This window comes from Cystobacter fuscus DSM 2262 (genome assembly GCF_000335475.2).
Taxonomy (GTDB): domain Bacteria; phylum Myxococcota; class Myxococcia; order Myxococcales; family Myxococcaceae; genus Cystobacter; species Cystobacter fuscus.
Genome location: NZ_ANAH02000073.1, coordinates 165133 through 183322, shown reverse-complemented (window position 1 = coordinate 183322; position 18190 = coordinate 165133). Strand labels below are relative to the sequence as shown.

12 protein-coding genes are annotated in these 18190 nt (G+C 68.0%); 7 read left to right on the top strand and 5 right to left on the bottom strand.

Annotation, left to right across the window (positions count from 1 at the left end; genetic code table 11):
- Positions 1–3: 3 nt before the first annotated feature.
- From D187_RS47985 to D187_RS47975, 3 genes are read right to left on the bottom strand one after another with little or no spacing between them, the layout of a single operon-like run.
- Positions 4–438 (bottom strand): Ig-like domain-containing domain, encoded by a 435-nt coding sequence (locus tag D187_RS47985; protein ID WP_155894080.1) that lies wholly within the window; start codon positions 436–438, stop codon positions 4–6.
- Positions 438–1610, bottom strand: a complete 1173-nt coding sequence (locus D187_RS47980) for a cytochrome c3 family protein (protein WP_002623626.1) — start codon at positions 1608–1610, stop codon at positions 438–440. The genes D187_RS47985 and D187_RS47980 overlap by 1 nt, the downstream gene beginning before the upstream one ends.
- A complete protein-coding gene (locus D187_RS47975) occupies positions 1611–3056 on the bottom strand; it encodes a hypothetical protein (RefSeq protein ID WP_245592020.1) in 1446 nt (481 codons plus the stop codon).
- Positions 3057–3136: 80 nt separating this feature from the next.
- Here D187_RS47975 and D187_RS47970 point away from each other — a divergent pair, with 80 nt between their 5' ends.
- The 4 genes from D187_RS47970 (at position 3137) to D187_RS47955 (ending at position 6836) form a co-directional block, all read left to right on the top strand.
- Entirely contained in the window at positions 3137–4342 is a 1206-nt protein-coding gene (locus D187_RS47970) for a type II CAAX endopeptidase family protein (protein WP_002623624.1), read from the top strand.
- Positions 4339–5124: a HipA family kinase gene (locus D187_RS47965; protein ID WP_002623623.1), complete on the top strand. Its 786-nt coding sequence runs from the start codon at positions 4339–4341 to the stop codon at positions 5122–5124. Before D187_RS47970 ends, D187_RS47965 begins: the two co-directional genes overlap by 4 nt.
- On the top strand, positions 5102–5497 hold the full coding sequence (locus D187_RS47960; protein ID WP_043435641.1) for a DUF3037 domain-containing protein: 396 nt from the start codon (positions 5102–5104) through the stop codon (positions 5495–5497). Before D187_RS47965 ends, D187_RS47960 begins: the two co-directional genes overlap by 23 nt.
- A 112-nt stretch (positions 5498–5609) precedes the next feature.
- Complete coding sequence (locus D187_RS47955; RefSeq protein WP_002623621.1) at positions 5610–6836, top strand: hypothetical protein; 1227 nt, start codon at positions 5610–5612, stop codon at positions 6834–6836.
- Here the strand turns inward: D187_RS47955 and D187_RS47950 are convergent, their stop codons facing one another.
- Positions 6837–8030 carry a macrolide family glycosyltransferase gene (locus D187_RS47950; protein ID WP_002623620.1) on the bottom strand — a complete coding sequence of 398 codons (1194 nt, stop codon included), beginning with the start codon at positions 8028–8030 and terminating at the stop codon, positions 6837–6839. It lies immediately after the preceding gene.
- Between the two features lie 494 nt (positions 8031–8524).
- Positions 8525–9589 carry an FG-GAP repeat domain-containing protein gene (locus D187_RS47945; RefSeq protein WP_155894079.1) on the bottom strand — a complete coding sequence of 355 codons (1065 nt, stop codon included), beginning with the start codon at positions 9587–9589 and terminating at the stop codon, positions 8525–8527.
- Between the two features lie 17 nt (positions 9590–9606).
- On the opposite strand from D187_RS47945, the gene D187_RS47940 reads away from it, so the two are divergent.
- The 3 genes from D187_RS47940 (at position 9607) to D187_RS53480 (ending at position 18162) form a co-directional block, all read left to right on the top strand.
- Positions 9607–10236 carry an ankyrin repeat domain-containing protein gene (locus D187_RS47940; RefSeq protein ID WP_043435638.1) on the top strand — a complete coding sequence of 210 codons (630 nt, stop codon included), beginning with the start codon at positions 9607–9609 and terminating at the stop codon, positions 10234–10236.
- Positions 10237–10521: 285 nt separating this feature from the next.
- Entirely contained in the window at positions 10522–11814 is a 1293-nt protein-coding gene (locus D187_RS47935; protein ID WP_002623615.1) for an SGNH/GDSL hydrolase family protein, read from the top strand.
- Positions 11815–12066: 252 nt separating this feature from the next.
- Positions 12067–18162: an ATP-binding protein gene (locus D187_RS53480; protein ID WP_002623614.1), complete on the top strand. Its 6096-nt coding sequence runs from the start codon at positions 12067–12069 to the stop codon at positions 18160–18162.
- The last annotated feature ends 28 nt before the right edge of the window (positions 18163–18190 follow it).

Sequence of the window (18190 nt, the reverse complement as noted above, 5' to 3'; positions counted from 1 at the left end):
CCCTCAAGGCTCCGTGCGAAAGGGCACCCGCACCTCTTGCGCGAGCGGATTGCCCTGGGTGTCCGTGAGCAGCGTGCGCAGCACCAGCGTGTAGGCCGTGCCCGGCGTGAAGGCGCCCGCGCTGGCGCGCACCGTGACGGTGGAGGGCACGTCCCCCCGCTCGAGATCGTCCTGCCCCTCCGGCTCCGCGGGCACCAGCACCTCCAGCGCCACCTCCGCCCGGCCCTCGAAGACGGCGATGCCCGGGCGCAGCGTGCGCGCGTCCATCCGCTCGGAGAAGAGGATCTGCAGCGTGCCGCCCGCCTCCAGCGTGCCTCCGGCGCCCGGCTCGGTGGACACCACGTCCGGTGGATCCGCGTCGGCCGCGGCGAGGAAGGGCTCGCCGGGCTCCAGACACGCCGCGCATCCCAGCAGCCCCAGCCACAAGAACCGGCGCATCAGCGGCACCCCTTCTGGGCGAGGCTCGACTCGGCGTGGCACTTGAGGCAGGCCCGATCATTGCTCGCCGCCACGCGCTTGCACGCCGCGGCGAACCCATCCGGGTGCGGGTTCACCTGCCGCCCCGTCATCCCCGAGTGGCACGTGAGGCACGACTCCTCGCGGTGGCAGGACACGCACGACTGCATGTCCCGCGACGCCGCGACGCCGTGGTGCTGCGGCCCGGGCACTTCCACCCAGGCGTTGTAGTCCGGGTGCACCTTCACGTTGCGCGCGCGCAGCGAGCGGTCCGAGTTCTGTCCCACCCCCGAGCGCTCATGGCACGCGGCGCAGAAGGACTGCGCGCGGTGGCAGCTCGAGCAGCGCGTGGAGTCCTGGCGCGCCTGCACCGGGTGCAGGGTGATGAAGTCGTTGGGGTGCACCGACAGCGGCTTCTGGAGCGCGTCGTGGCACGTCTGGCAATAGGACTCGGTGTGGCACGACAGGCACGTGCCCCGGTCCATCGACGCGCGGTTGCCGTGGTTGAACTCGTAGCGCGGGCCGTGGTCCAGGCCGAGGGGATCTCCCTGCATGGGGCGCAGGATGCCCGAGGGGAACGTGAGCTGCAGTCGCCCCGAGGGCTGCTTCAAGTGGCAGGCACCGCACTCCTTGGGCGCCTGATGGCCGTCATGGCACTTCAGGCACGTGGCCATCTTCGGCAGCTGCTGCCGGGTGGCGAGCTGCACGTCCGTCATGGCGCCATGGCACGTCGCGCAGTCCACCTTCTTCTGCACGTGCAGCTGGTGGTTGAAGTTCAGGTTGGCCGGGGGTGCGTCCAGCTTCGGCGGCGCCAGGTGCACCGTGGCGTCGAAGCCCGGGTGGCACACGTTGCAGGCCGAGGGAGGATCCGTCTTCGCCCCCTTTTTCGCCGCGTCGAGGTCGTGACACGTCTCGCACTCCTCGTGCCCCGGCAGGTTGCGATCCTTCACCGAGGCACTCGTCCGGGCGCTGTCATGGCACGTGGTGCACTCGGCCCCCGCCTCCAGGTGCTGCTTGTGATCGAAGCGCACGGGGATGCGCTGCGCCGGGTAGATGGCGAGGCTGCGCTCGTTCGCGGTGGCCGCCCAGGCGAGCCCGGCCACCACCAGGGACAGGGCGACGAGGCCCAGGACGATTCGGGACTGGCGCTCCATCTACAGGCTCGCCTTCAGATCGAAGAGGAAGAACACCTTGGTGTCCCAGCGGGTGTAGGGGTTCACGTTCTGCTCGAGCACCAGCGACACGCGCGCGGCCCGGGTGAGTGCCTGGCTCGCCCAGAGCTGCGCGCCCAGGAAGCCGCCCGCGAGCAGGGGGTTGAAGCCATCATGGATGTACGCCGCGCTCAGCCGCCCATCCACGGTGGTGCGGCCCTCGCCGAAGCCATAGCCCGCGGTGAGATCCGCCCAGAGCTGCGTGCCGCCATACCCCCCGCGCACGGACACATCCAGCGCGGAGCGGAAGCGCTCCCTGCGCAGCGCCGCGCCCGCCGAGCCGCCCACGGTGAAGGAGGGCTGCCCGCCCGCGGCCTTCGCCGCCTCGGCCAGTTGCAGCGAGCTGTTGAGGACGGTGTGGTAGAGGCTGCCCACCGCCTGGACGTAGTAGCGCAGGGCGCCGCGCGGGAAGAAGTCCACGCGCACGCGCGCCTCGTCGCGGGGCGCGTAGGCGAACCAGTACCAGATGGAGTCGGCGGAGAAGACGGGCGAGAGGCGCATTGCCTCGCCACTCACGGCCAGGTCCTCCGCGTCCCAGCGCACCTGGAGCCGGGCCTGCGCGGGCTTGAGCTGCAACAGGTCCACGTCCACGCCCGCCACCGCGTTCAACCCCAGGCCCCGTCCAAAGCGGGCCTCCGCCGTCGCGCGCTCGAGATCCGTCTTGCCCGCCAGCAGCGCCCGGCGGTAGCCCACGGACGCCGACACCCCCCGCACGTTCTCCAGCAGCAGCTTCGCGCCGTACACGGGCTCGAGCGCCGTGAGCGTCGAATCCGCGCCGGCCACGCCCAGCTCCAGGCGCCGGGTGTCGCTCTCGCGCACGCCATCGGGCTGGTACACCGAGGAGGACAGGAACCCCGCCCCCTTCACCCACAGCCCGCCGTACACCTCCGCGCCCACCCCCACCGGGCTCACGTAGCGCAGGCTCAGTCCGTCGAAGGCCAGGATGTCCGACACGTCCCCGTAGAGCTGCCGGCCAAGCCGCCCCTCGACGCCCCCCACCCCGTAGCGCACGAAGGCGTGGAGCAGGTCCGCGTCCTCCGAGCGCACGCCATCGATCCTCGCCGCCTCCCCCCGCGGCAGACCGAAGTCCGCGAAGACGCGCAGGTTGGACTCGAAGCCCAGGTCCTGCCCGGTGACGAGCTCGTACCCGGCGACTCCCAGGTACTGGACGATCCGCCGGCGCGGCAGCAGCACGGGCTCGCTCGGCGCGGCGTCGCGCCAGGAGCGGATCTGATACACCTGGGCCTCGGTGCGCGCCTCCACCTGGAACGCCGAGGCCGAGGCCAGCGACGAACCGAGCAGCACCGTCAGCAACCCCGCGCGCTGGAGCCCGACCCGCTCCCGTCCGCTCGTCCGTCGCCGTGTTCGTTCTTCGAATGGGGGCGTCAAGGTCCGGGCATTATAGGAGTGCTTCGCGCCTGGATGTCGTGTTTTACACATCCCCTTTCTCTCGCAGCCGGAGTCCCGTGGTGGAAGACGTCAGCAGCCCCAACCCCGCCCCCCCTTCCGACTCCAGGCCGCTGGATCCGCTGGGCGTCGCGGTGGCCGCCACCCTGGCGGTGTTCCTCGCCTTCCTGCTCGTCTCGCCCGTGCAGGTGCTCAACCTCGCCCTGGGCGTCTGGTTCACCCAGCTCTTCGTCTTCCTCGGTGGGGGCTGGCTCGTGCTGAGCGCCACCGGGCGGGCCCCGGCGCGCTACACCGGCCTGTCCGCCTGGAGCACGGGGCCGGCGGTGTTCGGCTTCGTCCTCGGACTGGCCAACTTCTTCGGCATCATCGCCCCCGTGCAGTACCTGGCCCAGCTCGTCCTGCCCGAGTCCTGGAATGACTACGACGTGTCGGGCATCTTCCTGGGACAGTCCCCCGTGGAGCTGGCCTTCATCGTGGCGGGCCTGGGCATCGGCGCGCCCCTGTGCGAGGAGTTCTTCTTCCGGGGCGTCTTCTTCCGGGGGCTGCTGGCGCGGGGCGGCCCCCCGTGGCGCGCCCTGTTCTTCTCCGCGGCGCTCTTCAGCGCGTTCCACCTGGACCGGATGGGCTTCGTGTCGCGCCTGGAGCTGGGCCTGCTGTTCGGCTGGCTCCTGTGGCGCACGGGCTCGCTGTGGCCCGGCATCCTCGCGCACGCGGCCAACAACCTCGTGTCCACGGTGCTCTTCTTCGGCTCCCGGCACCTCGAGTCCGCGCAGGCGCCCTCCCCTGGCGACGAGGGCCGGATGGTGGTGCTGCTCGCGCTCGGGGGCTGCGCGGTGCTGCTCGGACTGCTGTCCGCCGCGCGCCGCTTCCCGGGCCTGTTGGGGGGTCCTCTCCGTCCGCTCGAGGAGCGGGAGGCACCCGAGCCGCCCGTCCACCTGGAGCCCCCGACGAGGCTGCTGCGCCGCGCCTTCCCCTGGATGACGGCCGCCACGCTGGTGCTGGGCGCCTACGTCGTCCTGGATCCCGTGGGCATCGAGCTGAGCCAGATCGATCTGCGCTACCCGCTGGCCCCCGTCCCCGAGGACGCGCCGGATGCCCTGCACGCCGAGCGCAATGCCCTCTATGAACTCCGGGTGCGCGCCCGCCGGGGCGAGACGCCCGTGGGCGAGTACACCCAGGAGCGCCGCCGGCAGTCCCGGCAGTCAGGGGGAGGACGGCCCCCCGTCCTTCCCACCCCGAACCTCCCCGCATCGAAGGAAACCCCGTGAGAACCCTTTCCGCGACCCGTTACGTCACGCCCTTGCGCGAGGGCGGCTCGTGCCCCGCCATCGTCGAGGCGGAGGACTCGGGCATGTATGTCCTCAAGTTCCGCGGCGCCGGCCAGGGCATCAAGGCGCTCGTGGCGGAGATCCTCTCCGGAGAGCTCGCACGCGCGCTCGGCCTGCGCGTGCCCGAGCTCGTGCTCCTGGAGCTGGATCCCGCGCTCGGCCGCGCCGAGCCGGATGGGGAGATCCGCGATCTCATCAAGGCGAGCGCCGGACTCAACCTCGGCATGGACTACCTGCCCGGCTCCATCACGTTCGATCCCACCGTGCGCCCCACCCCCGGGTCCGCCGAGGCCTCGGCCATCGTGTGCCTGGACGCCTACGTGACGAACGTGGACCGCACGCCCAAGAACCCGAACCTGCTGTGCTGGCACTCGGCGCTGTGGCTCATCGACCATGGCGCGTCGCTCTACTTCCACCACTCCTGGGACGACTACCTCGAGCGCAGCCAGAGCCGGTTCCCCGCGGTGCGCGACCATGTGCTGCTGCCCTGGGCCTCGGCGCTGCCCGAGGCGCTGGCCACCCTGCGCGAGCGCGTGACGGCGGACGTCATCCACGGCATCGTCGCCCGCGTGCCCGAGGCCTGGCTCGGTCCCACCCAGGAGCCGCGCTTCTCCACCGTCACCGAGCACCGCGAGGCCTACGCCTCCTTCCTGCTCGAGCGCCTGAATGCAGCTCCCGCGTTCATCGAGGAGGCCATCCGTGCCCGTGCGCAACTCGTTTGACTACGCCATCATCCGCGTCGTGCCGCGCGTGGAGCGCGAGGAGTTCATCAACGCGGGCGTCATCCTCTATTGCCTCACCCACCGCTTCCTCGGCGCGCGGGTGGAGCTGGACACGCGCCGGCTCGAGGCGCTCGCGCCGGGCACGGACCCGGAGACGCTCCTGCACCACCTGGCCTCCATTCCCCGGGTGTGCGCCGGAGGCCGCGCGGCGGGCCCCGTGGGACAGCTCCCCCAGAAGGAGCGCTTCCACTGGCTGGTGGCCCCGCGCAGCACGGTGATCCAGACGGGCCCCGTGCACTCGGGCCTGTGCGAGGATCCCACCCAGGCGATCGAGCACCTGATGCGACGGATGGTGCTGCCCCCCAGCCCCTGAGTCCGCTCGCCTTCCCGGGCCCCGCTACCGCCCGGGGCCGCCTCTCTGCTACAACCTGGGATGTCTCCTCCCGCGCTCGCGTGGAGCCCGGAGACGAGCGGGAAGGCCTACCGTGGACGCTGACTGGATCACCTGCCCACACTGCGCGCTCAAGCACCGGCCCCGGGCCCAGGCCCTGTGTCCCCGCTGTGGACGCACCTCGACGGTGGCCCGCGCGTCCTTGGCCGTCCCCACCGTCGCCCCCGCGCCCGTGCGCCGGGCCCCGGCCATGCCCACCCCCACGGCCGCCGCGTCCGAGTACGTGCCTGGCGTGGAGTACCTCCCGGAGATGGAGCCCGCCTCGTCCGCGAAGCTCTCCCGCGGAGCGCCCGCCCCCGCTCCGGCCGCGCCCTCCGAGCCGGCGACCTCCACACTCCCCCTGGGCGGTGGCCTGCTGCTGCTCAACGCCGTGCTGCACCTCTTCGAGTTCCTCTTTCTTCCCTCCATGTCCACGAATGAGTCGCTCCGGGCCGTGCAGCTCGCCGGGACGCTCGTGGGCGTGGGCGTGGACACGCTGCTCGGCATCGGGCTGCTGCGGGGCAAGGAGCAGCTGCGCATGCTGGCCCTGCTCCGGCTGGTGGTGGGCCTGTTCGTCTTCGGAGGCATGAGCCTCTACCAGGCGCAGTACCTCTTCACGCTCGTCGTGTGCGCCTTCTCCTGCGGCGTGCTCGCGCTCGTCTGGGGCAAGCCCTCGGCCTTCCTCGGGGGCGTGGCGCTCACCGCCGCGCTGCTCGGCATGACGGTGGAGATCGTCGGCTTCGTGCGGCTCTCCTCCTCCCAGTCCCTGGCGGATCGCGCGCGCATCGCGCTGCGGCCGGACCTCGAGGGCTACCGGCTGCTGCGCGGCAGTACCCTCGTGAGCCAACGGTTCGGCTACAAGCTGCCCATCCCCTCGGACGGGTGGTATCGCCACAAGGCGAACCTGTCGGCGCCGGAACCCCACGTGGACATGTGGCTGTCGCATCCGGACGTCAACGGCAACCTGATGGTGGCCGTGCGCGAGTGGAATCCGGCGGAGGCCGCGGATCTGCTCCAGGCGCGGGACGTGGCGCTGCGAGACCTGCGCACGCGCCATCCCGACTTCCAGGTGACGGGCACCTCCGAGGGCGCCACCCCGGGCAACAAGTCGCGCCTCGCCACCGTGAGCGGGCACGGCACTCGTGGCGGCAAGCCCTTCCAGTTCGAGCTCTCCGTCTACAAGACGGGCGACCAGTTGCTGCGCGTGACGGCCTTCGCTCCCGTCGGCGTCTTCGAGTCGCTGGAGCTGCCCCAGTCGACCACGAAGCTGCGGCCGAACTGATCAGGAAGCGCTGGCTCCGGCCCGCTTCTCCCTGTACGCGAGGATGGCCTCGGCCGCGCGGCGGTAGCCTCCCGAGGCGCGAACCTCCTGCTGCATGCTCCGCGCCTTCTCCCGGAACGCGGGCTCGCTCGACACCCGCGCCACCGCCCGCCGCAACTGCTCCACCGTGACGGTCTCCCGTTGCAGGGCCAGCCCCAGTTCCAGTTCGGCGACCCGCACGGCGTTGAGCGGCTGCTCGGCCATCTGGGGAATGACGACCACGGGGACGGCATGGGCGAAGGACTCCATCAGGCTGTTGGCCCCGCCGTGGGTGACGAAGACGGACGTGCGCTCGAGCACCTCCAACTGGGGCACCGAGGGGCGCACGAGGAAGTTGCCGGGCACCGCGCCCAGTTCCGCCACGTTCACCGCGTGCCCGGTGGAGAGCACCACGCGCCAGGGCGTCCCGCCGAACGCCTCGAAGCACATCCGGTAGAACTCCGGCCAGTTGTTGAAGACCGTTCCCAGCGAGATGTAGAGCACCGGCCCGCCCTCGAGGTGCGCCAGGGGGAAGTCCCCGGTGTCTCCGCGCTCCCGGATGGACGGCCCCACGAAGACGTAGCGCTCATCGAAGGCCTCGCCTCCGGACTGGAACGAGCGCGGCACGCAGACCAGGTTCAGGGGCTCCTCGTGGCCCAGCATGCCCCAGAGATCCGTCGGAGGCAGACCGTACTCCTGTTGCAGGGCGGCGATGTCCTTTCCCGCCTGCTCGAACAGGCCCGGAAACATCGCGATCCGGCTCTTCATGAAGTCCAGGCTCGCGCCGCCGCGCGCCGTCACGACCATGGTGGGGCGGAAGAGGACCGCGGGAATGCGCAGGTGGTTGGCGAGGATCTGCCCCCACAGGCAGAGCGGATCATAAACCACGTAGTCGGGGCGCTGGGCGCGCACGGCCTCGAGCAGCTGGGGAATCACCGCGCGGCTCTCCGCGGGCATGCGGGCCGGCAGGAACCCCACGGTGCCGGACTTCAGGCCCTCCTCCACCGTGCTCTCGTAGCGATGGAAGCGCGCGCCGGCCCGCTCCACCTGGGGACGGAACGAGTCGGTGAGGTAGTAGGTGATGTCCTCGCCCCGCTCCACCAGCTCGCGCACCACGGGAAAGGTGGCGTTGGTGTGCCCGTGAAAGGGGACGTTGAAGAAAGCGCCTCTGGCCATGTGCGACCTCCGTGTCCGTTCGCGGCGGGGACTCTAACCATGTCTCCCTGGACGGGTCCCCCCCTCTTCATCCTCCCTCCTTGCTCCGATGGTCGAGAGGTGGACGATGCCGCACCTCTTCCTCGAAGGGTGAGGCGACCACGGGCAAGCGCTCCAGCGCTGGGAAGACAAACGCCGCGAGTCCCGAGCAGGTGTCAGAGGACTTGCTGCTTTCGTCCGAAGCGAGGAATTGGTTCACGACTACAACTGCTTACAAATGGCCAACAGAGGAGCCAATGAAGGAAGTTCTGTTCATCCACGGCGCCGGAATCCAAGGCGACATGGAAGGCAGTGTTCGCCGATGGCAACATCTCCGCGAAGGTGACCTTCGGCATGATGACGTCGCTCGACGGCTACATCAACGACCGCGAAGGCGGATTCGACTGGGGCCACGTGAGTTCGTTGTCGTGCGGCGTGCGGCAAGACGCCCCCTGGAGGGGGCGTCCTCGGGGGTTCTACCGAATATCCCCCGTCAGCACCTGATAGTGAGAGCCCGCAGCCCAGTCGAATCCCGACTGGTTTCCCGCGAAATTCGGCCCATACTTGATGTATATTCTGCCGATGCTCGTGTCGTTCAGACCGATGTCCCAATACCCATCGCCATTGAAATCGCCCACGAAGGGCCGGTAGTTGGTCCCCTGTCCCGCTGTCCAGTAGTAACTGCCCTCGCTGGAGAATGACGGCCCTTTTCGCCAGTAGAAGTGCCCATTGCTACTGTCCCTGAAGCCAATATCCGCCACGCCATCCTTGTCGAAATCTCCGACAAACGGCTCATATTGGGTGCCAGGCGACCACGTGAACAAATGGGTCTCCGCTGAGCCAGTCACTGGGGCCCGGGAGTAGAACTTCCCCGTTGAAATCTCGCGCACCCCCATCTCGCAAGTTCCATCGCCATTGAAGTCTCCAGCGAATGGCTGATAGCCGGTTCCGCTGCGCGCTGACCAGGCCAAAGACCATTCGGAGGATGGAGAGAAGCCGGGCCCGGCCCTGAAGACCCATGTCCCGGGCCCCACAAGGGAATCATCGCGGTTCCTCATGGCCATGTCGACATACCCGTCTCCATTGAAGTCACAAAGCACGGGTTGATAGTCTTGAGGGCCTTCGCTGTTCGGGTACCAGGCCACGTTGGTTTCAACGTTGAAATCGGGCGGAGCCCTGAAGTACCATTTCCCATTGTTCTTATCACGCAAGACAATGTGACTCTTGTACTTCTTGAACTCGGCAACGTGCTGCTTGAGTTGTTGCAGCATGAAGTCACCCTCTGCCGCGGAGGGCTCGATGTCCATGGTGCAACGAGCGTTGTATGTGTCGTGGGCGAATGACCGCATCCACTGATTCCACGCGGTGACCGTGACAATCACAAGGTGCCTTGCTCCAGGATCCGGCTGCGTCGTGAAGCGATGAAAAGAGTTCTGGAGAAACGGTGGGAGATTGAGAAAGAATGCTTTGGAGGCAAGCCCGACCCGGGCCACGATATAACAATGACCGAACTCGAACAGGGCATTGCGAAGGTCATCCAATGGCGGAGCTGTGAGTCATGTCGGAAGAACTCTTCACGGCGATCAAGCAACATGATACAGCCCAGGTCAAGGCGCTACTAACCAGGGGGGCCGATCCGAACGAGCCACAGCAGGAGTGGCCGGGATTGCTTCCAATGCAAGTGGCCATCCACGCACTCGCCAATGGAGGCGAACTTGATGTGCTCCTGGCGCTGCTTGAGCACGGCGCGGATGTCAACGCATGGGACGCGGAGCGGGACAGGACCCCTTTGTTGGAGGCGGTCTGCGAAAACCAGCTAGCGGCAGTTGAAGTGCTCCTGAACGCGGGTGCCGAGCCCAACGTGCGGAGCAGCGAAGGAGACACACCGCTGCGGGCGTGCGCGGAGGTGGGCAATGTGGTCATGGCTTCTCTCCTCTTGAGAGCGGGGGCCACTCGGACTATCAATGACTGGGGTGGGCTGACCGGATGCACTGCGCTCGGAATTGCGATATCGAGGCTGGACCTCCCGATGATGAGACTGCTACTAGATGCTGGCGCGGATCCGGAAGCCACGGATGATGACCGCCAGCCCACTCGCGACCGCCTGCCGCCGCGCGATGAATCTGATTCCCAAGCATGGGACGCCGCGTTCGAGTTGCTCGGAGGTACGAAAGGCCGCAACCCGTAACAGTGTTGAGTGACGTGTGGTGGCCTTGCGCTCCACAAGCCGGACGAGTGGTGCTTCATGCCGTAGACATCGCCTTGTTCACGGGTTCGCTTCCCGCCGCCTCCGCGGCAAGCGACTCACCCATGGGCGCAACCGGAACCACCTCGGGCGCAGTGTACTGTAAGAGAAAGAGGGCAATCGACAGACGCGCCAACGCGCGAGGTCCGATGATAGCACTCGCATCGGACCCCAGCGCCCCGAGCAGCGGCCGCCGACGCCACCCGCTCTTGGGGAGGAGAACCCGTCATGAGAGACACCACCCCGAGACACATTCCGCCCCGTCTCTGGCCGGAGGCGGTAACCCGCCGACGCTTCTTCGGCTTCGTGGCCGCCGCGTGCCTCGCCGCCGGCCTGAGCGCCTGTGACGATGACGACGGTGCGCGGCGATTGCAGGCCACCTGGACGGCCGCGCCGCAGGACTACAACGAGACCATTCCAGTGCCGGGGGTGCCGCCGCCGGAGCCACAATCGTTCCAGGACCAATCGATACGACAGGTGATGCGGGTATCGGCCGGCGGGGACAAGGTTCGGGTGCGGGTGTCGAACCTCTTCGGCACCGCTCCGGTCACCCTCGGCGGTGTGCACATCGCCCGCGGCACTGGCGGCGCATCCATCAATGCCACCACGGACACCGTCTTGCGCTTCAACGGGCAGGAGTCCGTGACGGTCCCCGCCGGCCAGGAGGCCTGGAGTGACGAGGCGAGCTTCTCGCTCCCGTCCCAGACGGACGTGGCGATCACCGTGTACGTGCCCCAGACAACGCCCGTGGCGACCGTGCACTCGCTGGGACAGCAGACCATCTCGGTCGCGGCCGGAAACGCCCTCGGCAGCGCGACCTTCACCCCAACGCAGACACGGCAGTCGTACTACTGGGTGACCGGCCTCGACGTGCGCAACGACGATGCCCGCGGAGTCATCGTCGCCTTCGGGGATTCCATCACCGACGGCGCGGGGTCGACCGTGGATGCGCTCAACCGCTACCCCGACTTCCTCGCGCGTCGCGTCGCGGCCGACCCGGCGCTGCAAGGGTTCAGCGTGGTCAACCAGGGCATCGGGGGCAACCGGGCGCTCAACGACGTCATCGGAGCCAGGGGCGTGGAGCGCTTCCAGCGTGACGTGCTGGGCACGACGGGGGTCACCCACGCCATCATCCTGATCGGCATCAACGACATCGGCTTCGGAGGCTTCGTGCCGGCGCAGGCGGTGACGGCCGACGAGATCATCGCCGGCCTCCAGACGATGGTGGACCAGGCGAAGGCGCGCGACGTCAAGGTGTTCCTGGGCACCCTGCTCCCGCTCAAGGGCATGGCCGCGCCGTACTACAGCCCGGAGGCCGAGGCCAAACGGCAGGCGGTGAACGCCTGGATTCGCGCCAACACCGCACAGGCCCATGGCAGCATCGACTTCGAAGCGGCCACGCGCGACCTGGCCGACCCGCTCCAGATGCGACCGGAGTACGACAGCGGCGACCACCTGCACCCCAACGGGGCCGGCTACGAGGCGATGGCCAATGCCATCGACCTGGCCTCGTTCCGGTAGGGGAACTCCACGCGCGGGCTCACCCGGAGGCGCTCGTCCAACGTGACGTGAAGGGGCGCTACAACAGGCCCTCCAGGCAGGCGGACGCGACCCCTCGAGCACTCGGGTCGTCCATGTGTTCAGCGCACAACCCATTGAAGTGACAAGAGGGTTCCGGTTTCCTCGGCCCCTGGAAGCACTCAGGCGAGAGCGCTCTGGACAGAAGACGCGCTGGACCACCCGTGCAGCGGGTGTGTGGTATCGATTGCTTGGATGAGCACCCCGACCACACCTCATGAATCAGCGAACAGCTCTACGTCCACCACCGGGCTGCCGAGCGGGCCCCAGCGCGAAGCCGCGGCGGTGCTCGCCGGCGGGGGCGACATGGGAGCCCTCATGCGCTCCATCGACTGGGCTCAGACTCCCGTGGGGCCGCTGGAAACGTGGCCTCAGTCTCTGTGCACGGCGGTCAGCATCCTGCTCGAATCTCGCTTTCCCATGTACATCGCGTGGGGACCCCAGTTCGTCCAGTTCTACAACGATGGGTACCGGCCTGTTCTTGGCTCGACAAAGCATCCCGCCGCCATGGGACGCAGTGCCCAGGCCACGTTCGCGGAGAGCTGGCACATCATCGGCCCGATGTTCGAGGGAGTGCGACGAGGGACGGCGGTCGGCGCCGAGGACTGGATGCTACCTCTGGACCGCAATGGCTATCTCGAGGAGTGCTACTTCACCTTCTCGTACAGTCCGATACGAGACGAAACGGGTGGCGTCGGAGGTGTTCTCGTCACCGTCACCGAAACGACCGGCCGGGTGCTCGGCGAACGACGGCTGCGGACGCTGAGAGACCTCGCGGCGCACACGGGACCGGTGAAGCGGGAACAAGATGCGTGGCGAGAAGCCGCGCGGGCGCTGGAGGGCAACGTCTTGGACGTTCCCTTCGCCTTGCTGTATCGGACAAGTGACGCGGGCGAGAGGCCCGAGTTGGTGGCGACAGCCGGATGGGGAACGGATACAGCCGCCGCGGTCTCGCTCTCGGGCGCACTTCAGGCGAACCCGCTGTCGCCCTTCGCGGGTGCGGCCGCGACCCAGGGTCCCCAATTCGTCCCGGATGTGCGCGCCCTCTTCGCGGAGCGTCCCAATGGCACCTCGCCGGAGGCTCTTCACCCGGCCTTGATTCTACCCATCTCCCGTTCGGGCGCGGAGCGCCTCCATGGCTTTCTCGTCGCGGGCTTGAGCGCGAGGCGCGCCCCCGACGACGATTACCGTGCGTTCCTGGGGTTGGTGGCGGACCACATCGCCACGGCCGTCAGCAACGCTCGCGCCTACGAGGAGGAAAAGAAGCGGGCCGAAGCACTGGCTGAGATTGACCGCACCAAGACGGCTTTCTTCAACAACGTCAGCCACGAGCTCCGCACCCCGCTCTCGCTGATGCTCGGGCCCATCGAGGATGGCCTGGCGGACACCGAACAGCCCCTCCCCCCAAAGCAGCGGGAACGGCAGGAAATGGTGCGCCGCAACGGCCTGCGCCTGCGGAAGCTCGTCAACACGCTGCTCGACTTCGCCCGCATGGAGGCCGGGCGCGTCCAGGCTTGCTTCGTCCCGACGGACCTGTCCTCCCTCACGATCGAGCTCGCGAGCAACTTCGACTCGGCGATGGCGTCCGCCGGTCTGGCGCTGGTGGTCGACTGCCCGGTTCTCCCCGAGGCTGTCTACGTGGACCCGGCCATGTGGGAGAAGGTTGTCTTGAACCTCCTCTCCAACGCCTTGAAGTTCACCCTCCAGGGTGAAGTGCGCATCGCGCTGAGGTGGCTCGGCGGTCACGTGGAGTTCACCGTTCAGGATACGGGAACCGGCATGCCGGAGGAGGAGCTGCCCCGCCTCTTCGAGCGCTTCCACCGGGTGGCGGGAGCGCGAGGGCGCAGCCACGAGGGCACGGGCATCGGGCTCGCGCTGGTGCGGGAGCTGGTGAAGCTGCACGGCGGGAGCGTGACGGTGAAAAGTGTTCTCGGCGAGGGAAGCACTTTCACGGTGAGCCTGCCGACAGGCTCCGCACACATTCCCCAAGAGCACCTGGGGGCTCCCCAGATGCCCCCCACCACCGGGAGAGAAGCCAGCTTGTTCCTCGCGGAGGTCTCCCAATGGAATGAAGTCGAGGCTTCCGCGGCACCGTCCCTCCCCCACTCCGAGGCCCGTATCTTGTTGGTGGACGACAACGCCGACATGCGCGCCTACCTCTCACGCCTCCTGTCGCCGCACTGGAGCGTGGAGCCGGTGAGCGAGGGCACACGGGCCCTCGCCGCCGCGCGGGCGAATCCTCCCAGCCTCATCATCTCCGACGTGATGATGCCAGGGGTGGACGGTCTGCAGTTGGCTCAAGCCCTGCGCGCGGACGAGCGCACCCGCACCATTCCCATCCTGCTGCTGTCCGCACGTGCAGGTGAAGAGGCCACCATCCAGGGGCTGAACAGCGGCGCGGACGAGTACCTCGTCAAGCCCTTCTCCGCGAAGGAGCTCCTGGCGCGCGTCACCGCGCTGCTCACGGTCTCGCAACTGCACCAGGCGGCGGTCCGCTCGGAACGCGCCCACGCGGAGGACTCCCTGCGTTTTCTCGAGGAGTCCCGCCGCGCCACACGTCTTCGCGAGGACATGCTCGCCGTCGTCAGCCACGACTTGCGCTCGCCGCTCACCGCCATTCGCACCTCCGCCGAGCTCCTCCGGCGAATGTCCCCGGAGGGGGACCTGTTCGCCCGCGTGCGCAAGCAGGCGGACGCCATTCGTCGTTCCGCCGACCGGATGCACCGGCTGCTCGATGACCTGCTGGATATGGCGAGCATCGATGCCGGAACGCTCTCCATCCAGGCCCACTCACAGAGGGTCGAGGAAATCGTCCGCGATGCCCGAGAATCCTTCGAGCCTCACGCGGCCGAGAAAGGCTTGCAACTCGACTTCGAAGTGGAGCCGGGACTCCTCCTGTGGTGCGACAAGGAACGAATCCTTCAAGCGCTCGGAAATCTGCTCTCCAACGCGATCAAATTCACCCCCCCGGGGGGCCGCATCCTCCTGCGGGCCGAGGCCGAGGCGGGGACCGGGGACATCCGCCTCAGCGTCACGGACACCGGCCCGGGGGTCCCCCTCGCGGCGCAATCGCACATCTTCGATCGTTACTGGCACGAGGCGCAGAACAAGCGCGAGGGGCATGGCCTGGGCCTCTCCATCGCCAAGGGCATCGTGGAGAGTCACGGTGGGCGGATCCGGCTCGAGCAGACCTCCAGCACGGGCAGCACCTTCTCTTTCTCGCTTCCCTCCGAACAGAAGGAGGGCGCGGTCTCGCCAGCGCACCGCACGACACTCCCGCGACGGGGCGTCGAGGAGAGCTTCATTCAAGGCGGTGGCGAGATGGGCGCGCTGATGCGCGCCATGGACTGGTCCAAGAACTCGCTGGGCCCGGTCGAAGCCTGGCCCCAATCCCTGCGGACGTCCGTCAGCACGATGCTCCGCTCCCCCTACCCCATCATTCTTTTCTGGGGACCCGAACTCCGCATGCTTTACAACGATCCGTTTCGTCCCATCCTGGGGACGAAGCATCCCCAGACCCTGGGGGCGCGCGGGAGTGAGGCGCTTGCCGAGGAGTGGGCGCTCCTCGGCCCCTTGATGAAGCGCGTTCACGAGACGGGAGAGCCGCTGTTCCTCCAGAACGGGAACGTCAATTTCGCGCGGCGGCCTGGCGGTTTGAGAGAAGAGGCCTACTTCACCTGGTCCTACAACCCGACCATCGGGGAGACGGGAGAGATCGCGGGCCTCTTCGCCATCTCGAGCGAGACGACGCGCCAGGTGGTCGGTGACCGCCGGCTGGGGATACTCCGGGAACTGTCCATTCGAGCGGCGCTCGACAAGAAAGTCGAAAGGATTTTCCGCTCGCTGGAAGAAGTCCTCGCGCAGGCCGGCAATGATCTGCCTTTCGCGCTCCTCTATGTCGTCGAGGCCGAGAAGGCCCACCTGGTGAGCTGCGCCGGCCTTGCACGGGGAGCCCCCGCGGCCCCCCTCGAACTGAGCCTCGACAACACCCGCTCGTGGCCGCTCGCCACCGTTGCTCGCCTGAGGCAGGAGGCGTTGGTCGAAGACCTCCACTTGAAGTTTGGACGCCTGCCCGGCGGCCCCTGGCCCGAGCCCGCGACGCGCGCCCTCGTTCTTCCCGTGCCCATGGGCGCGGATACCATGGCCACGGGCGTGCTGGTGGCGGGCCTGAGCCCACTGGTCGCGCTGGACGACGAGTACCGCGGATTCCTGCAACTCCTGGCGCGACAACTCGCGGCCAGCATCTCCAGTGCCCGCGCCTATGAACAGGAAAAGCAGCGGGCAGAAGAGTTGGCCCAGCTCGATCGGGCGAAGACCGCGTTCTTCAGCAACGTGAGCCACGAATTCAGGACTCCGCTCACGCTCATTCTCGGCCCCATCGAGGACGCGCTGTCCAAGCCGGAAAAATCGTTGGAAGGAGAAAAGCTCGACCTGATCCGCCGCAATGCCTTGCGGCTTTACAAGATGGTCAACACACTGCTCGACTTCTCGCGGATGGAGGCGGGCCGGGCCCAGGCCCACTACGTGCCGACGGACCTTTCCGCCATGACTCGCAACCTCGCGAGCGCCTTTCAATCCGCGGTGGAGAGCGCGGGCTTGAGGCTGGTGGTGGACTGCCCTCCCCTGCCCGAGCCCCTCTACGTCGACCCGGAGATGTGGGAGAAGGTTGTCTTGAACCTTCTCTCGAATGCGGTGAAGTATACCTATCAAGGTGAAATCCGGATTGGCCTCGGGTGGCGGGACGACAAGGCGGTCCTCACCGTCCAGGACACGGGGGTGGGAATTCCCGAAGAAGAGCTTCCGCGCGTCTTCGAGCGCTTCTACCGCGTCCGTGGCACCCAGGGACGAAGCCACGAGGGCACGGGCATCGGCCTCGCCCTGGTGCAGGAGCTGGTGAAGCTTCACGGCGGCAGCGTCTCGGTGGCGAGCAAGCTCGGTGCGGGTACGACCTTCACCCTGCTCCTGCCGCGTGGTTCGGCCCACCTGCCTCCAGAGCGAATCGAGCGCACGCCCCGGCCGGGCTCTGTCTCCGCGGGGGCCGCGCCCTTCGTCGAGGAGGCGCAGCGCTGGTCCTCGGATTCCACGGGCACGGACACCCCCAACGCCGGAGCGTCGAATGACCCGACGCTGGACGTGCCCGAGGAGCTCGCGCGCTCCCGCATCCTGCTCGTCGACGACAACTCCGACCTACGCACCTACGTCGCTGGGTTGCTCGGGCGAGTCTTCCCCCACGTCGAGACAGCCACGAACGGGAACGACGCGCTCGAGCGGGCGCGCGCCCGGCCGCCGGACCTGGTCCTCTCCGATGTGATGATGCCGGGGTTGGACGGCTTTGGCCTGGTGCGCGCCCTGCGCGCCGACAAGGACACGCGCGCCATCCCCATCATCCTGCTCTCCGCGCGGGCGGGCGATGAGGCCACGGTGGAGGGCTTGCAGAGCGGAGCGGATGACTACCTGGTGAAGCCCTTCTCTGCGCGCGAACTCATGGTCCGGGTGCGCACCCAACTCGACATGGCTCGCGTGCGCCGGGAGGTGATCCGCAACGAGATCGAGAAGAAGGTCCTGCGCGAGTCCGTGCGGGTGCGAGACGAGTTTCTCAACCTCGTCAGCCATGAGCTGCGCACGCCCGTGAGCGCCCTGTCGCTCAACGTCCAGTCCCTGGTCCGAAGCCTGAGCAACGAAGGCCGTGCCGAGGCTTCGCTGGAAGCGCTCGGGGTGAAGGCGCGAACGACACGAAAACACCTGCACCGCCTGGCGCGCCTGGTAGAGCGGCTGCTTGACGTGTCCGAGCTCGTCACCGGCCGCCTGAGGCTCACACGGCGGGAAGTCGACTTGTCGGCGGTCGCGAGTGCCGTCGTGGAGCAAGTGCGGAACAAGGCCCTTCAGGCCGGTTGCGTCCTCACCCTGAATGCTCCCTCTCCGGTCATGGGACACTACGACCGGGCGAGGCTGCACCAGATCCTTGAAGAACTCCTCGACAACGCACTGAAGTTCGGGGCGGGAAGGCCCGTTGAGGTGGCTGTGCGGAGGGATGCGGACCAGGCCTTCCTCACGGTGGTGGATCACGGCGTCGGCGTCGGGCTGGAGGACCAGGAGCGCATCTTCTGGCGCTTCGAGCGAGCCGTTTCCGAGAGAAATCATGGTGGGTTCGGGCTGGGCTTGTGGATCGCTCGCCTCCTCGCGGAAGCACACTCCGGCAGCATCCGCCTCGTGCGCACGGATGGCGGAGCAACCGCCTTCACGGTGATGCTCCCGCTGAACGAGACAGGTTCGCCAGGCCATGGCCCTTGAGGCACACGGTCTTGCCTTCCTGGATGAT